The sequence below is a fragment of the Sphingomonas sp. PWP1-2 genome, assembly GCF_049898305.1.
In the GTDB taxonomy this organism is placed as follows: domain Bacteria; phylum Pseudomonadota; class Alphaproteobacteria; order Sphingomonadales; family Sphingomonadaceae; genus Sphingomonas; species Sphingomonas glacialis.
On record NZ_JAFCXM010000001.1, the window covers coordinates 565250 to 581240 of the forward strand.

Here is a 15991-nt window from a genome sequence, read left to right on the forward strand (position 1 = left end):
CGCGCACATCGGCGCGTCTCCATACGACATAACAGGAGCCCTGCATGAAGACCGTTACCGACGCGCATACCGCCGTGACCAGCCTGAAAGGCAAGCGCGTCGCCATCACCGGGGGCACCACCGGAATCGGTCGCGCGATCGCGGTTCTCCTCGCAGCCGAGGGTGCCAAGGTGTTCATTTGCGGGCGCAATCCCGAATATCTCGACGATGCGCTCGAGCGCATCCGCGAAGTCGGCGGCGAGGCCGACGGGATCACCACCGAGCTGTCCGATCCCGAGAACGTGCTGAGCTTCTTCAAGCAGGCCAGCGACTATCTCGGCGGAATGGACTGCGCGGTCATCAATGCCGCGGTCGCTGCCGGTGGCCTCACGCAAATGAGCGAGCCAGAGCTGCGCTATGCGATCGCGGTCGATTTCACCGCCTATCTGCTCAGCGCGCACGCCGCGGTCGACAAGCTCGAAGGGCATGGCGACATCATCCTGATCGGCTCGATGAGCGCGCACGTGCTCGGGCCGAGCTCGACCGTCTATGCCGGGATCAAGGCGGGCATCGCCGCTTTCTCCGAAGCACTCCGCCGCGAACTCGGCCCCAAGGGGATCAAGGTCGGCTTGATCGAGCCCGGCAAGACCGGCTCGAACATGCAGCTCCCCGACATCACCCCCGAGGAGCAGCGCAAGATGATCCACGAGGAAACCTCGCTCCGTGCCGAGGACATTGCGGTCGGCGTGCACTATATGCTGACCCAGCCACGGCGGACCGTGATCCAACAGCTCGTGATTTCCCCGCGGGCGCAGGAGGGTGAATGACCTTTTCGCATGATGCGCTGATCTTCTCGCCCGGCGACGTCGATCTTTCCCGTTCGCCGCTGGCAGGGAAGGTCGATGCCGAGACCTATGTGCTCGGCGCGTTCAACCCGGGGATGACGCGGCTGCCCAATGGCAATCTGCTGCTGATGGTGCGCGTCGCCGAGGCGCTCAAGACGCCGATCCACGACCAGCACATCCATGCGATCCGCTGGACCGAGCACAGCTATGCGCTCGACGCCTGGCCGCTCGAATATGTCGACACCGCCGACCCGCGCAAATTCATGATGCGCGGTGGCGGGTGGAAGGTGATGGCGCTGACCTCGCTGTCGTGGCTGCTGCCGGTCGAGCTCAACGCCGACGGGACCAAGGTCGAGCAGGTCCATTACGACAAGGCGATCGCACCGCAGGCGCCGTACCAATGCTACGGCGTCGAGGATGCGCGGATCAGCAAGGTCGGCGATCGCTATCTGATGACGACCTGTTCGGTCAGCCCCGAGCGGCATTCGACCACGCTGTACACGTCCGCCGACGCACTCGACTGGAAGCTCGAGGGGATCGTGCTCGATCACCAGAACAAGGACATGCTGATCTTCGAAGGGCTGATCGGCGGCAAATATTATGCGCAGACGCGCCCGCTCGGCGATCTGTACTTCGCCTATCCGCCGGGGAGCGAGTGGCGTTCGGGGCCATCGATCAACCTCGCCAGCTCGCCCGATGCGCTCCACTGGAAGCCGTACGACAAGCCCGGCATCCGCCCGCACGCCAAGACGATGGCGACCGCGCGGATGGGCGGCGGCGCACCGCCGATCCTGACCGATGAGGGCTGGCTGACGCTGTGGCACGGCGTCGAGCCGATGGGCGTGGTCGGCGTGTACCGCACCTATTGGTCGGTGCTCGATCGCGACGATCCGAGCGTGGTGCTGCGCACCTGCCACGATCCGCTGATCGAGGCCAACCCGGCGTTGACCGAGCCGATCAAGGATCTGATGTATCTCGACAATGTCGTGTTCACGACCGGGATCGCCGATGCAGGAGATCACTATGTGGTGGCGAGTGGCGAGGCGGACCTCGGCTGCCGGATCACGCATATACCAAAGACCGCGTTCGCCTGATTTGCCTCATCCCCCTCCCGCTTGCGGGAGGGGCTAGGGGAGGGACCGACCTGGAACTCGTGCGCTGGGCTGGCGGCACGTCCCTCCCCCAGCCCCTCCCGCAGGCGGGAGGGGAGCAAGAAGCAGGAGGGCGGTCTTGCTCCCCCACACCAACAGATGACGCCGCCGTCATTTCACGCTAACGCCGCGCGGAAATGAGCCGGCCCGTCAACATCCTGCACTTGCACTCGACCTTCTCGCTCGGCGGCAAGGAAGCGCGCGCGGTGCGTCTGATGAACGCGTTCGGCGACCGCGCACGCCACACGATCGTGTCGAGCATGGATGGCCAGTACGGCGCGCGAGACGCGATCGCCAAGGGCATCGATTACGAGATCGCGCAGAACCCGCCGCCGCTGACCGGCTCGCCCTCGGTCAAGCGCTACGAGGCGATTGCGGCGTACATGCGCCGCTTCGACCTCGTGCTGACCTACAATTGGGGCGCGATCGACGGGGCGATGGCGCGGCGTGTCTCGTCGAACGGCGTGCCGCCGCTGGTGCACCACGAAGACGGCTTCAACGCCGACGAGGCGAAAGGCCTCAAGGCCGAGCGCAATATCTATCGCCGCTTCGCGCTGACCAAGGCCGCCGCCTTGGTCGTGCCGTCCGAGACGCTCGAAACCATCGCGTTGAAGACGTGGAAACAGCCGCGCGAGCGCGTCCATCGCATCGCCAACGGCATCGCCACCGCGCGCTATGCGATCCCGCCCAAGCCCAATGCGATCCCCGGCTTCAAGCGCAAGCCCGGTGAACTGGTGATCGGCACGCTGGCGGGTCTGCGCGAGGTCAAGAACCTGCCGCTGCTCGTCCGCGCGTTCGGCGGCATGTCGAGCCGCGCGCGCCTCATCATCGTGGGGGAGGGGCCCGAACGCCAGGCGATCCTCGATGCCGCCGAGCGGATGGGCGTCGCCGACCAGGTTTTGCTAACCGGCTTCCTGCCCAACCCGCACGACTATATCGGCCTGTTCGACATCATGGCGCTGTCGTCCAAGTCCGAGCAATTCCCGATCTGCGTGCTCGAAGGCATGGCGGCGGGGCTGCCGATCGTCTCGACCCCGGTCGGCGACGTACTTAAGATGGTCGCGCCCGAGAATAGCAGCTTCATCGAACGCCGCGACCAGGAAGTGCTGATCCGTGACGCGCTCGAATCGCTCGCGCAGGCGACTCCCGAGGGTCGCAAGGGGCTCGGCGAGCTCAACCGGCGCAAGGCGGTCGCCGAGTATGACGAGGCGACGATGATCGCGCGCTATGCACAGCTCTATGGCAGCGTTATCGGACGTCCCGGGGCGTTCGGGGATTAGAGATTTGCCCGATCGGGCGTCCAAAGCGTATAACAGAACGTAAGTTAAGTCGGAGGCGGTCACGTTGTTCACTGGTTTGAAGCCCATCGTCTATGGCGGCCGCGAGGTCTGGCCGCTCGTCGAGGGCGGCAAGGGCGTCGCTGCGACCAATCATGCGAGCGCTGGCGCCTGGGCGGCGGCGGGCGGCATCGGCACGGTGTCGGCGGTCAATGCCGACAGCTATGACCCCGACGGCAAGATCATCCCGCAGGTCTACAAGGCGCTGACGCGGCGCGAGCGCCACGAAGAGCTGATCGAATACGCCATCGAGGGCGCCGTCCAGCAGGTCCGCAAGGCGTACGACATCGCCGGTGGCAAGGGCGCGATCAACATCAACGTGCTGTGGGAAATGGGCGGCGCGCAGCGGATCCTGCACGGCGTGCTCGAGCGCACGCGCGGGCTCGTCGCGGGTGTCACCTGCGGCGCCGGCATGCCGTACAAGCTGTCCGAGATCGCGGCGTCGTACGAAGTCAGCTATCTCCCGATCGTCAGCTCGGGCCGCGCCTTCCGCGCATTGTGGAAGCGCGCCTATTCGAAGGCAGCCGACTGGCTGTCGGCGGTGGTCTATGAGGATCCGTGGCTCGCGGGTGGGCATAACGGCCTGTCGAACGCCGAAGACCCGCTGATGCCGCAGGACCCGTATCCGCGCGTGAAGGCGCTGCGCGACACGATGCGCGAGGGCGGGATTCCCGACAGCGTGCCGATCGTGATGGCAGGCGGCGTCTGGTATCTGCGCGACTGGGCGAACTGGATCGACAATCCCGAGCTCGGCACGATCGCCTTCCAGTTCGGCACGCGGCCTTTGCTGACGCAGGAAAGCCCGATCCCGCAGGAGTGGAAGGCGCGGCTGACCAACATCCAGGAAGGCGAAGTGCTGCTGCATCGCTTCTCGCCGACCGGATTCTATTCAAGCGCGGTGCTCAACCCGTTCCTGCGCCACCTGCAGGAGCGTTCGGAGCGCCAGATCGCCTTTTCGACGCAAAGTGCGGGCGACCACACCTATCAGCTCGACGTCGGCGTCAAGGGCAAGAACTTCTGGGTCACGCGCAACGACTTGCTGCGCGCGCGGCAGTGGTTCGGCGAGGGTTTCACCGATGCGCTCAAGACGCCCGACAACACGCTCGTCTTCGTAACCCCAGTCGACAAGGGCGTGATCCGCAAGGATCAGGCCGATTGCATGGGCTGCCTCAGCCAGTGTGCCTTCTCGTCGTGGTCGGACACCGAGACGAATTCGACCGGCCGGCTTGCCGATCCGCGCAGCTTCTGCATCCAGAAGACGCTGCAGGACATCGCGCATGGCGGCGATGTCGAGCAGAATCTGATGTTTGCCGGACACGGCGCGTATCAGTTCAAGCGCGATCCGTTCTACTCGAACGGCTTCGTCCCGACCGTCAAGCAGTTGGTCGATCGCATCCTCACCGGAGATTGATCCGGGTCAGAAACAAAATGCAACATACGGACTTTGCGAAATCTTTACGCCCGTCCGGCTATGGCTGGACGGGATGACAACGCCCGTATTCCTGACGATCGACACCGAAGTGATGTGGCGGCACCACAGCGATGGCCTCGCGAGGGCCGAGATCTTCGAGCGCTCGCTCGAGCCGGCCGGTGTCGGCGTCAGCTACAAGCTCGAGATGCTCGCGCAGCACGGGCTGAAGGCGTGCTTCTTCGTCGATCCGATGCCGGCGCTCACCTTCGGGCTCGCGCCGCTGCGCGGCATCGTCGAAAAGATTCTCGCCGCGGGGCAGGAGGTGCAGCTCCACCTCCACCCCAATTGGACGAGCGCGGTGTCGGGCGACGGCGGCGCAAGCGCATCGCGCTTCGAGCTCGCCGAATACAGTTTCGCAGAACAGCGCGCTTTGATCTCGGGCGCGACCGACTTGCTCACCGCGATCGGCGCGCCCAATCCGATTGCGTTCCGCGCCGGGTCGTACAGCGCCAACGCCGACACGCTGCGCGCGCTCGCCGAGCTCGGTTTCAGCTATGACGCCAGCCACAATGGCGGCGAACATCCGTGGCCGAGCGCGATCGACTTGCCCGCGCGCCACATCGCGCCGGTGCGGATCGACGGCGTGATCGAGATTCCCGTCACGGTGATCGAGGAGCGGCCCGGCGCGTTGCGCAACTTCCAGATCTGCGCGCTGTCGGTCGGCGAGATGCGCGCCGCGCTCGACCATGCCGAGCTCCATCGCCATGCCGCGGTGAACATCGTCAGCCACGGCTTCGAGCTCGCCAATCGCGCGGGGACGCGGCCCAATACGGTGCACGTCCGGCGCTTCGAAGCGCTGTGCGGCTTGCTCGCCGAACGCGCCGAGGCGATGCCGACGGTGCATTTCGCCGACCGCCCCGCGCTCCGGCTCGAGCAGAACGACGTGCCGCTCGGCCCCGATCCGCTGCGCACGCGCTGGCGCCAGGCCGAGCAATTATGGTCGAACATGGTGGCCGAGCGCGCGGCGTGACGCCGCTTGCTGCGGAAGCGGTTCCGCTACGCTTCCAGATCGGCGCGCGCACGCTGGGCTCGATTGCGCGCCGGCTGGTGCGGCTTCCTTTGTCGCTCGACACGGTGCTCGACGGCCCGCTCCCGATCCTCCCGCCGCTTGCGCGCGGTGCCGATGGCTATGCCGTGACCTCGCTTCCCGAACACGGTCTCGCGTCGCTGCGCGGCGCGGCGGGCGGGATGATCGGCTATGTCCGGCAACGCTATCCGCGGCATTATGCCGATCTGACGATCGGTTTTGCGGCCTATCAAGCCGCGCTTTCGGGCAACACGCGCTCGGGGCTCAAGCGCAAGACCAAACGCGTCATCGCGCTGTCGGGCGGCGCGCTCGACGTCCGCCGCTTCCGCACCGCCGACGAACTCGGCGCCTTTCATGCGGTCGCGCGCGGGATCTCGCAGCGGACCTATCAGGAGCGCTTGCTCGGCGGCGGCTTGCCCGACGATCCGGCGTTCGTGCACACGATGACCGCGCTCGCGGCGGCGGGCCAGGTGCGCGCCTGGCTGCTCTATGTCGCAGGCGAGCCGGCGGCGTATCTCTACTGCCCGATCGAAGGCGGGACGGTCCGCTACGACCATGTCGGGCACGACCCGGCGTTCAACGATCTGTCGCCCGGCGGCGTGCTGATGCTCGAGGCGATGCGCGACCTCTATGCCGAGCCCGGCCTCACCCGTTTCGATTTCACCGAGGGCGACGGCCAGCACAAGCGCAGCTTCGCCACCGCGGGCGTTGCGTGCGTCGACGTGCTGCTGCTCCGCCCGACGCTCGCCAACCGCGCGACGATCACCGCGCTCGAGGCGTTCGACCGGGGGGCGCTGTGGGCCAAGCACGGCGTGACGCGACTGGGCCTCGAGCGGGTCGCGCGGCGGTTGCGGCGCTAGCGCATGCAGAGCGAGTGCGACGAACCGTGCTTGCCTGGCTCGATTGGCCTCGCGGTACGATGGCAGATTCGACGCCGCCTGGCGGGTGGGTTCCGACACTTTCAAAGTGAGGGATCGGTGCGGCACAAATCGAGTGTGCAAGACCACGGCGGTGCGGTTGGCACGCCCCGTAAAGGGAACGCCGCCCGCCTACTCCCTGAGCGGTCGCAGCTCTTTGATGAGATCGATCAACAGCCGCAGCCCGGTCGGCAAGTGCCGACGCCCCGAATAATAGACGTGGAAACCGCTGCCGACGGTCGTCCACTCCGTCAGCACCGGCTGCAAGGTCCCACGCTCGAGATGCGCGCGGAGAACCGCCTCGCTCGCGTACACGATCCCCGCGCCGCACAACCCGAACGCGATCGCAGCGTGGCTTGAATCAACCGTCAGCGGGCCGGGTGTCGCGATCGCGCAGTCATAGCCGTCGCGCTCGAACTCCCAGTCATAGACCTGGTCGTTCCCCAGGCGGATGCCGACACAGCGGTGATTTCGCAGGTCCTGCGGGTCGGCCGGCACACCGAAGCGCGCAAGATAGTCCGGGGATGCGGCGGCGACCCAGCGAAGATCGGGCGACAGGCGCTGCGCAATCATGTCCTCGGGCACCGTGCCGCCATAGCGGATGCCGGCATCGAAACCGCTGCCGACGACATCGATCAGGCGATTGCTGATGCTGATGTCGATCGCGACGTCGGGATAGCGGTCGACGAAAATCGGCATGACCGGCTTGAGCAGCAGGTCGACAGCATCTTCGAGGACGTTGATCCTGACGCGGCCGGCAGGTGCGTCGCGATACCGGTCGAGGGTTTCGCCGGCGGCGGCAATGCTCTGCATGGGGGCTTCGATCGCCGCGCGGAGCTCTTCGCCGGCTGCGGTCAGCGCGACGCTGCGCGTCGTTCTGTTCAACAGTCGAACGCCGCGGCGGCCCTCCAGCGCGGTGATCGCGTGGCTGAGGGCAGACGTGGTGACGCCCATCGCGACGGCAGCGCGTCGGAAGCTCCCGTGTTTGGCGATCGCCAGAAAATAGGCGAAGTCCGCCAGGTCCGCTCGGCTCAGCTGCATCCCGGCCTTCTACACCATTGTTGAACACTGTTCATCGTCTCGTTGCTGGCGAGGGCGCTAATTCGAGCGCTTCGTCCACCCTATCTTGCCAGTCGTGACGATCGTCGGTGTGACGATCGGCGGATCGAGAAGGCGGCAACCCCCATGAAGATCGGCCTTTGCCGCTTCGCGCTGCTGCCGTCCGTCACCGCGCAGGCGCAGCAAGGAGCGACCGACATGACCATCGCACGCAAGGCGGACCTGAAGACCGTCGACGGACCGGCCGCGTATTTCACCGGCAAGGTCACCATCACCGGCCAGTTCCAGCGCGAGGCGCCATCGCGCGTGTCCGGGGCGATCGTCCATTTCGAGCCCGGTGCGCGGACCGCGTGGCACAGCCACCCCGCCGGTCAGACGCTGATCGTGACCGAGGGCGTCGGCTGGACGCAAATCGCGGGTGGACCAAAGCTCGAGTTTCAGGCGGGCGACATCCTGTGGTGTCCCGCAGACCACAAGCACTGGCACGGCGCCACCGCGCATCAGGCAATGACGCATATCGCCATCCAGGAAGCGGTCGACGGCACGCCGGTGACGTGGATGGAGCCCGTGACCGAGGCGGACTATCGCGCGCCGCTTGGCACGGAGTGAGATCGCGCCGCGAGTCAGCGTCGCGCGCCCGCTGGAAGGGCGGCTCGGAAGGACGATCCGGACATCGTCGCAGGGTGCGCCCGGCTGACTGCCCTCAACACCTCCCCTAGAAAGGTTTTTCCATGTCAGACACGCAGCGTTTCCCCGGCAAGGTCGCCTTCATCACCGGTGCCGCCAGCGGCATCGGCCGCGCCACGGCCATCGCGTTTGCGGCGGAGGGCGCACGCGTCGCCATCCTCGACCGCACCGAAGACGGTCTTTCCGAAACCGCGAATGCCGTGCGAAGCGCCGGCGCCGAGGCCTTGGTCATCGCGTGCGACGTGTCGCAGCCCGACCAAATCGAGGCGGCCGTCGGCCGGGTGGTCGAGACCTTCGGCCGGCTCGACATCGCCTTCAACAATGCCGGTGTCGAGAACAAACCCGCGCCAGTCCACGAGATTTCGCTGAGCGAGTGGGACCGCATCCTCGACATCAACTTGCGCGGCACCTTCGTCTGCATGAAGCACGAACTGGCGCAAATGGTGCGGCAGGGCAGCGGGGTCATCATCAACACGTCGTCGGGCGCTGGCGTTCGCGGAGTGGCGGGTGGCGCGTCCTACACCGCCTCGAAGCACGCGATCATCGGGCTGACCAAGGCCGCCGCGCTCGATTATGCCAAGCTGAATATCCGCGTGAACGCGATCCTGCCGGGCAATATCGAGACGCCGATGATGGACCGCTTTACCAACGGCGACATCCAGAAGGCGATCGATCTCGAACCGGTTGGCCGCCTCGGAAAGCCCGAGGAAATCGCCGATGCGGTGCTGTGGATGAGCGCGGATCTCGGCGCGTTCGTGACCGGCGCGGCGATCTGCGTGGATGGTGGCTGGTCGCTGTAAGGGGGGGGCCGCGCACGCGCCAACAGGGTTGCGGAGGCTCAGACGTCCCCTGCGCGCCATCCGCCCCCTAGCGTATCCCCCCACCCACGTTAAACCGCCGCCATGCACTTGCGCGTCGAAGCCCTGATCCTCGCGATCCGCCATCACGGCGAACACGGCGCGATCGTGCGAGCGCTGACCGCCGAGCATGGCCTGCAGGCGGGCTATGTCCGCGGCGGGCGCTCGACGCGGATCCGGCCGATCCTCCAGCCCGCCAATCGCGTGATCGGCGAATGGCGGGCGCGCACCGACGATCAGCTCGCCAGCCTCACGGTCGAACTCGTCACCAGCCGCGCGCCGCTCTATGCCGAGCCGCTGCCCGCGCTCGCGCTCGAATGGGTGACCACGCTCACCGCCGCCGCGCTGCCTGAGGCGCAGCCGTATCCGCGGCTCTATGCCGCGCTCGACGGGACGATCGGCGTGATCGCGGCGGCGCCCGCGGCGCGCGGTTGGGCGCTGGCGCTCGCGCGCTACGAACTGCTGGTGCTTGCCGAGCTCGGCTATGGGTTGGAGCGCGACATGCTGCCGCCCGCGCTGACCACGGGTGTCGCGCCGGAGTGGGACGAAATCTTCGAGGCGCTCGCGCTGACCGGCGACGCGCTCGAGGCTTCGATCCTGGTCGATCGCCGCGCGGTGACACTCGCCGCGCGTACGCGGCTGGTCGAGCGGCTGAAAAGGGCGGTTGCGTGACGCGCCGCGGCTCGGCATTGGCGGGGAAATCGAAGGGAACTGCACCTTGGCACTGATCGCGATCCTCGCCGGCGACGGCATCGGCCCCGAAGTCACCCACGAAGCCCGCCGCGTGCTCGAAGCGCTCGGCCTCGGCCATCAGTTCGAACCCGGTCTCGTCGGCGGCGCGGCGTATCGCGCGCTCGGCCATCCGCTCCCGCCACAGACGCTCGAGCTCGCGCACCGCGCCGATGCGATCCTGTTCGGCGCGGTCGGCGATCCCGAGATGGACGGGCTCGAGCGCACGCTGCGCCCCGAACAGGCGATCCTGGGCTTGCGCAAGGCGCTCGGTCTGTTCGCGAACCTGCGCCCAGCAACGATGTTCCCGGGGCTCGAGGATGCGTCTGCACTGCGCCCGGAAGTCGCACGCTCGATCGACATGGTGATCGTCCGCGAACTCACCGGCGACGTCTATTTCGGCGACAAGGGCCGCGGCCACACGAAGATGGGCCTGCGCGAAGGCCATGACATGATGCGCTATGACGAGGCCGAAGTCGCCCGCATCGCGCGCGTCGGGTTCGAGATGGCCAACCGCCGCAAGAAAATCCTGACCTCGGTCGACAAGGCCAACGTGCTCGAGACGTCGCAGCTGTGGCGCGAGATCGTCAACGAGGTCGCGCTCGATTATCCCGAGGTCAAGCTCACCCACATGTATGTCGACAATGCCGCGATGCAGCTGGTGCGCAATCCCGGCGCGTTCGACGTGGTGGTGACGGGCAATCTGTTCGGCGACATCCTCTCCGACCAGGCGAGCATGTGCGTCGGCTCGATCGGGATGCTCCCTTCGGCGTCGCTCAACGAATGGACCGGCACGTGCGGGCTGTACGAGCCGATCCACGGTTCGGCGCCCGACATTGCCGGGCAGGGCAAGGCCAATCCGTGCGCGGCGATCCTGTCGGCGGCGATGCTGCTGCGGCATTCGCTGTCGGACGCGGCGTCGGCGCAGCGGATCGAGGCGGCGGTGATCGCGGCGATCGGCAGCGGCGCGCGCACGCCCGATCTCGGCGGCAGCCATTCGACGAGCGCGATGGGCGATGCGGTGCTGGCCGCGCTGCAATGATCCCACGCCTCGAGCTCGCGGTCGTCATCCCGACGTTCAACGAGCTGCGCAACGTTCCGCTGCTGATCGCCAAGCTCGACGCGGCGCTCAGCGGGCGTGCGTGGGAGGCGATCTTCGTCGATGACGACAGCCCCGACGGCACCGCACAGGCGGCGCGCGAGCTCGGGCTGACCGACCCGCGCGTCCGCGTGATCCAGCGCTTCGGGCGGCGCGGGCTGTCGTCGGCGTGCATCGAGGGGATGTGCGCGACCGCTGCGCCCGTCGTCGCGGTGATCGACGGCGATCTCCAGCATGACGAGACGATCCTGCCCGCGATGCTCGACGCGCTCCAGGCCGATCCCGCGCTCGACGTGGTGATCGGCTCGCGCTTCGTCGCGGGCGGCGGGACGGGCGATTGGGACCAGGACCGCGTCAAGAAATCGGCGCTGGCGACGCGGCTGTCGCGGCGCGTGCTCAAGGCCGATCTGAGCGACCCGATGAGCGGCTTCTTCATGCTGCGCACGCAGATCGCGCGCGACCTGATCCCGCACCTCTCGGCGATCGGCTTCAAGATCCTGCTCGACATCATGACCGCGAGCCCGCGCCCGCTCAAATTCCTCGAACTACCCTACACCTTCCGGCTGCGCACCGAGGGCGAGAGCAAGCTCGATTACGTCGTCGCGATGGAATTCCTGATCGCGCTCTATGACCGGCTGTTCGGGCGGATCGTGCCGGTCCGCTTCGTGATGTTCACCGGCATCGGCGCACTCGGCGCGCTGGTGCATCTCGCCGTGCTCTACGCGCTCTACCGCAAGGCGGGGGTCGCGTTCGTGTCGGCGACGGTCGTCGCGGTGGTGCTGGCGATGACCTTCAACTTCTTCCTCAACAACGCGCTGACCTACCGCGAACGCCGCCTCAAGGGCGCGCGCGCGTTGCTCGACGGGTGGATCTCGTTCTGCCTGGTCTGCTCGGTCGGCGCGGCGGCGAATGTGGGGGTGGCGTTCTTCCTGTTCCGGATGGAGCATGGGACATGGGCCTATTCGGCGGTCGCGGGGCTGCTCGTCGCGGCGGTGTGGAATTACGCGCTGTCGTCGCGGTTCGTGTGGGGGCGGTATTAGGGGGCTGGCTACGGCCCACGTCCACTGGGTGCGTGAGTGTCCGAAAGTGGTGGAAAGCTGCCGTTACCACATCGCTACCTCGCCGCCTCCAAGAGCGACAACGTTCAAACTGCCATTCTCTGGCGGTAGGTAAATACGCCACCCCTCGTAACCAGAGGAGTTACTGAAGGCGTCGAGTCGCACCCCGTTGTCAAAAAAGATCGTAAGGTCGAGTGTCTGCCGGTTTATCCCTATGCGCGTAATGGACCGCGATGCGACGAAGCTATCGGCCTTTGCCTCGCCGTCAACTGGGGTAGGCAGCCCGAACCATTGCCCGTCATCATCTCTCGCGAATGCAATTCTATTATCGGCGACTCTATTATCGGCGACGATCCGCCGCGGAAGCGGGAGCGCGATGCTTCCGCCGCCAGCCAAGTTTATGGTCCAGTCGGGATCGCGGCGAACACCTTCGCAGCGCCGCCCCAGCAGCGCGCTCTCAATCTCCGGGAGCCAATCGTCCATCATAAAAGAACGATCGCAGCATTCTCGAACGGCCGCAATTGGTCGAAAGCGGACAAGGCGCTGTCCTACATCTGCCGTTCATGGTATGTACCAAACTGCTCTTTGAAATCGTCGAACCCGGATCGCTGCATTAGCGCAGAAACGGAAACGATCGCGATCGTAAACATCACGTCTTGGGGTCAATCGAGTCAACCGACTTGCGCGCTGCCGACCCCCGCTAGACCCAGCTCGGAAACCACGTCCACACCCGGAACGCATTCGGGCCCCACAGCGGCATCGCGGAGAGGATCGGGTAGAACACCGCGAACAGCGCGACGCATCCGCCGAGCACCGCCATGTCCCACTGCCGCCCGCGCCCGAAATGGTCGAGCGCGACGGAAAGCGCGATGCACAGGAAGATGCTCGGCAGATAGTAATAATAGAAGAAGCCGAGTGACTTGGGGATGATGATCCACACGACATAGCTGCCGATCCACAGCCCCGCCGCCGCAAGCAAGCGCAGGTCGCGCGCGCGCGCGCCGCGATACAGGCATGCCGCGACCGCGACGAGCCCGCCCCATAGCACGACCAGATTGCCGATCAGCAACACGCCGCGCTGCGCGCCGTCGGTGAGTTCGTAGAGATACCAGATCGGGCGGAGCATCAGCGGCCAGCTCCACCAGCGCGACTGATAGGTGTGCGAGGGGAGCACTTGCGTCTGCTGGGCGTACATCGTCGCCTGGAACGGCAGCAGCGTGCGCCACGTCAGCGGATCGATCGTGTAGAAGAAAGCCGGTGCGAAGGTCGCGCCATAGACGCCGATGCTGACGGCGCCGAGCACCAGGATCGCCGGGATTGCCGCCATGCCGCCCCAGTGGCGGTGCGTGCCGCCGGTGGGGCGGGCATTGAGCGCGGCGAAGACCGAGCGCCCGCTGCGCCGTGCATCGACCAGCCGCACGATGACGAAGCCGAGTGCTGCATAGGCGATGAACGGCGCCGCGATCCACTTCGCGGCGACCGCGAGGCCGAGCAGCGCGCTTCCGAGGATCCAGCGCGTCCAGGCGCCGCGCGCGGTGTCGGCGCGCATCGCCCATAACAGGCTGGCGATGCCGAGCAGCGTGAACGCCGCCATGAAGCCGTCGAGCATCGCGATCCGCGCCTCGACGAAGACGGTGAAGTTGAACAGCGCGAACAGCGCGGCGAACACCGCCGGCCGCACGCGCCCGAGCATCAGCCAGACGATCGCGAACACGCCAAGCACCGTCGCGGTCCCAGCGAGCGTCGAGAAGAAGCGCCACCCCAGGCTGTTGTCGCCGAGCAGCAGGATGCCGCCCGCGATGATCTCCTTGGCGAGCAGCGGATGCTCGATGTTGCGCGGCCCCGCCAGCGCGATCAGCGTGCGCGCGGCGGGGACGTAATGGACCTCGTCGAACATCAGCTTGGTCGGGATGGTGAGGCGATAGCTGAACAGCAGCTGCGCGAGCAGCGCGATCAGCGCGGCGGCGCGATACGGGCGGGGGCGTGCCGAGAGGGAGGGGGCTATGGAGGAAACGGCGCTCACCTGCGCATCTATCCCGCCGAACAGCGCGGCTTTCAAGCGCATAGGCCGGCACCCCATTGACGCGCGCCCCCCGCCACCGGCAAAGCAACGCCCATGAAACGTCGTACCGGCCAGGACCAGAGCATCACGCGCCAATGGCGCCCCGCCACCCAAGCCGTGCGCGGCGGCACCGCGCGCAGCGAGTTCGGGGAGACGTCCGAAGCGATCTTCCTGACCTCGGGCTATGCCTATGATTGCGCCGCCGACGCTGCCGCGCGCTTTGCCGGCGAGCAGGACGGCATGACCTATTCGCGGTTGCAGAACCCGACGGTCGAGATGCTCGAAGGCCGCATCGCCTTGCTCGAGGGGGCGGAAGCATGCCGCACCATGGCGACGGGGATGGCGGCGATGACCGCGGTGCTGCTGTGCCAGCTGCAGACCGGCGACCATGTCGTCGCCGGGCGCGCGGCGTTCGGGTCGTGCCGCTGGCTGGTCGATACGCTGCTCCCCAAGTTCGGGATCGAGACGACCGTCGTCGATGCGCGCGACCCGCAAGCGTTCGCGGATGCGGCGAAGGCGAATACCAAGGTGTTCTTCTTCGAAACGCCTGCCAACCCGACGATGGACATCGTCGATCTCAAAGCCGTGTGCGACATCGCGCGCGAACGCGGCATCACCTCGGTTGTCGACAATGCGTTCGCCACGCCCGCGCTGCAGCGGCCGATGGAATTCGGCGCCGACGTCACCGCGTATAGCGCGACCAAGATGATGGACGGGCAGGGGCGCGTGCTCGCGGGTGCGGTCTGCGGGACCGAGGATTTCATCACCAACACGCTGCTGCCGTTCACGCGCAACACCGGGCCGACGCTTAGCGCGTTCAATGCCTGGGTGGTGCTGAAAGGGCTCGAGACGCTCGACCTGCGCATTCGCCGGCAGAGCGAGAACAGCCTCAAGGTCGGTGCCTTCCTCGAGACGCGCGTGCCCCGCATGCTGCATCCGGGGCTGGCGAGCCATCCGCAGCATGCGCTCGCGATGGCGCAGATGGACGCGTGCGGGCCGATCTTCGCGTTCGAAGTGGCCGATCGTAAACAAGCGCATGCGCTGCTCGACGGCCTGCGCCTGGTCGACATCTCGAACAATATCGGCGATTCGCGCTCGCTGATGACGCATCCCGCGTCGACGACTCATTACGGCGTGTCCGAGGACAAGCGGCTCGAAATGGGCGTGACCGAGGGGCTGCTGCGCTTCAACGTCGGGCTCGAGGATCCGCAGGACGTGATCGAGGATCTCGACGGCGCCCTGACGGCGGCCGGCTTGTGAAGGCGCTGTTCCCGTACGTCGCCGAGACGCGCGGGGTCATCGTCCGCGTTGCGGTGAGCTTCCTGCCGGAGCAGTCCGAGCCTGCGCGCGGGCGGTGGTTCTGGGCGTATCATATCCGCATCGAGAATGCCGGCGCGATGGGCGTCCAGCTGCTGACGCGCCACTGGGCGATCACCGATGGGCGCGGCGCACGGCACTCGGTCGAGGGCGAAGGCGTGATCGGCGAACAGCCGATGATCGCGCCGGGCGAGAGCTACGATTATGTCTCGGGCTGCCCGCTCTCGACGCCGACCGGGTCGATGCTCGGCAGCTATCGGATGATCGCCGAGGATGGCTCGGCGTTCGATGTCGATATTCCGAAATTCGCGCTGCTTGCGCCGGCGGTGGGGGCGTGAGCGCGCGCTCTCTTATCCCTCTCCCGCGTGCGGGAGGGGTTAGGGGAGGGACGTGCCG

The 15991-nt window shown here is 66.8% G+C and carries 16 protein-coding genes; 13 read left to right on the plus strand and 3 right to left on the minus strand.

Annotated elements, in window-relative coordinates:
• Positions 1 to 44: 44 nt before the first annotated feature.
• The 6 genes from ACP7C5_RS02770 to ACP7C5_RS02795 all read left to right on the plus strand — a co-directional run bounded on the left by ACP7C5_RS02770 (position 45) and on the right by ACP7C5_RS02795 (position 6670).
• A complete protein-coding gene (locus ACP7C5_RS02770) occupies positions 45 to 806 on the plus strand; it encodes an SDR family oxidoreductase (protein WP_133189793.1) in 762 nt (253 codons plus the stop codon).
• Positions 803 to 1918, plus strand: a complete 1116-nt coding sequence (locus ACP7C5_RS02775; protein WP_426263104.1) for a glycosidase — start codon at positions 803 to 805, stop codon at positions 1916 to 1918. Before ACP7C5_RS02770 ends, ACP7C5_RS02775 begins: the two co-directional genes overlap by 4 nt.
• Before the next feature lie 194 nt (positions 1919 to 2112).
• Entirely contained in the window at positions 2113 to 3255 is a 1143-nt protein-coding gene (locus tag ACP7C5_RS02780; protein WP_426263105.1) for a glycosyltransferase, read from the plus strand.
• Between the two features lie 64 nt (positions 3256 to 3319).
• A complete protein-coding gene (locus ACP7C5_RS02785; RefSeq protein ID WP_426263106.1) occupies positions 3320 to 4723 on the plus strand; it encodes an NAD(P)H-dependent flavin oxidoreductase in 1404 nt (467 codons plus the stop codon).
• Between the two features lie 73 nt (positions 4724 to 4796).
• Positions 4797 to 5753: a polysaccharide deacetylase gene (locus ACP7C5_RS02790; protein WP_426263107.1), complete on the plus strand. Its 957-nt coding sequence runs from the start codon at positions 4797 to 4799 to the stop codon at positions 5751 to 5753.
• Complete coding sequence (locus ACP7C5_RS02795; RefSeq protein WP_426263108.1) at positions 5750 to 6670, plus strand: GNAT family N-acetyltransferase; 921 nt, start codon at positions 5750 to 5752, stop codon at positions 6668 to 6670. The genes ACP7C5_RS02790 and ACP7C5_RS02795 overlap by 4 nt, the downstream gene beginning before the upstream one ends.
• 189 nt (positions 6671 to 6859) lie before the next feature.
• Here the strand turns inward: ACP7C5_RS02795 and ACP7C5_RS02800 are convergent, their stop codons facing one another.
• Entirely contained in the window at positions 6860 to 7768 is a 909-nt protein-coding gene (locus ACP7C5_RS02800) for a LysR family transcriptional regulator (protein WP_426263109.1), read from the minus strand.
• Positions 7769 to 7912: 144 nt separating this feature from the next.
• Between ACP7C5_RS02800 and ACP7C5_RS02805 the strand changes: the two genes are divergently transcribed.
• The 5 genes from ACP7C5_RS02805 (at position 7913) to ACP7C5_RS02825 (ending at position 12198) form a co-directional block, all read left to right on the plus strand.
• On the plus strand, positions 7913 to 8395 hold the full coding sequence (locus tag ACP7C5_RS02805; RefSeq protein ID WP_426263110.1) for a (R)-mandelonitrile lyase: 483 nt from the start codon (positions 7913 to 7915) through the stop codon (positions 8393 to 8395).
• 122 nt (positions 8396 to 8517) lie between these two features.
• The gene (locus tag ACP7C5_RS02810) at positions 8518 to 9273 is read left to right on the plus strand and encodes an SDR family NAD(P)-dependent oxidoreductase (RefSeq protein WP_426263111.1); all 756 of its coding nucleotides are present in this window, start codon (positions 8518 to 8520) and stop codon (positions 9271 to 9273) included.
• Between the two features lie 102 nt (positions 9274 to 9375).
• Positions 9376 to 10002, plus strand: coding sequence for a DNA repair protein RecO (gene recO / locus ACP7C5_RS02815; RefSeq protein ID WP_426263112.1), 627 nt, complete (start codon positions 9376 to 9378; stop codon positions 10000 to 10002).
• 46 nt (positions 10003 to 10048) lie between these two features.
• Complete coding sequence (leuB, locus tag ACP7C5_RS02820; protein WP_426263113.1) at positions 10049 to 11101, plus strand: 3-isopropylmalate dehydrogenase; 1053 nt, start codon at positions 10049 to 10051, stop codon at positions 11099 to 11101.
• Positions 11098 to 12198, plus strand: coding sequence for a glycosyltransferase (locus ACP7C5_RS02825; protein WP_426263114.1), 1101 nt, complete (start codon positions 11098 to 11100; stop codon positions 12196 to 12198). Before leuB ends, ACP7C5_RS02825 begins: the two co-directional genes overlap by 4 nt.
• 63 nt (positions 12199 to 12261) lie before the next feature.
• On the opposite strand, the gene ACP7C5_RS02830 is transcribed toward ACP7C5_RS02825, so the two are convergent.
• A complete protein-coding gene (locus tag ACP7C5_RS02830) occupies positions 12262 to 12702 on the minus strand; it encodes a hypothetical protein (protein ID WP_426263115.1) in 441 nt (146 codons plus the stop codon).
• Positions 12703 to 12916: 214 nt separating this feature from the next.
• The gene (locus ACP7C5_RS02835) at positions 12917 to 14275 is read right to left on the minus strand and encodes a phospholipid carrier-dependent glycosyltransferase (protein ID WP_426263378.1); all 1359 of its coding nucleotides are present in this window, start codon (positions 14273 to 14275) and stop codon (positions 12917 to 12919) included.
• Positions 14276 to 14332: 57 nt separating this feature from the next.
• Between ACP7C5_RS02835 and ACP7C5_RS02840 the strand changes: the two genes are divergently transcribed.
• Together ACP7C5_RS02840 and apaG are read left to right on the plus strand one after the other, a co-directional pair.
• Complete coding sequence (locus ACP7C5_RS02840; protein ID WP_133189769.1) at positions 14333 to 15538, plus strand: trans-sulfuration enzyme family protein; 1206 nt, start codon at positions 14333 to 14335, stop codon at positions 15536 to 15538.
• Positions 15535 to 15933, plus strand: coding sequence for a Co2+/Mg2+ efflux protein ApaG (gene apaG / locus ACP7C5_RS02845; protein ID WP_133189767.1), 399 nt, complete (start codon positions 15535 to 15537; stop codon positions 15931 to 15933). Before ACP7C5_RS02840 ends, apaG begins: the two co-directional genes overlap by 4 nt.
• Positions 15934 to 15991: the final 58 nt, after the last annotated feature.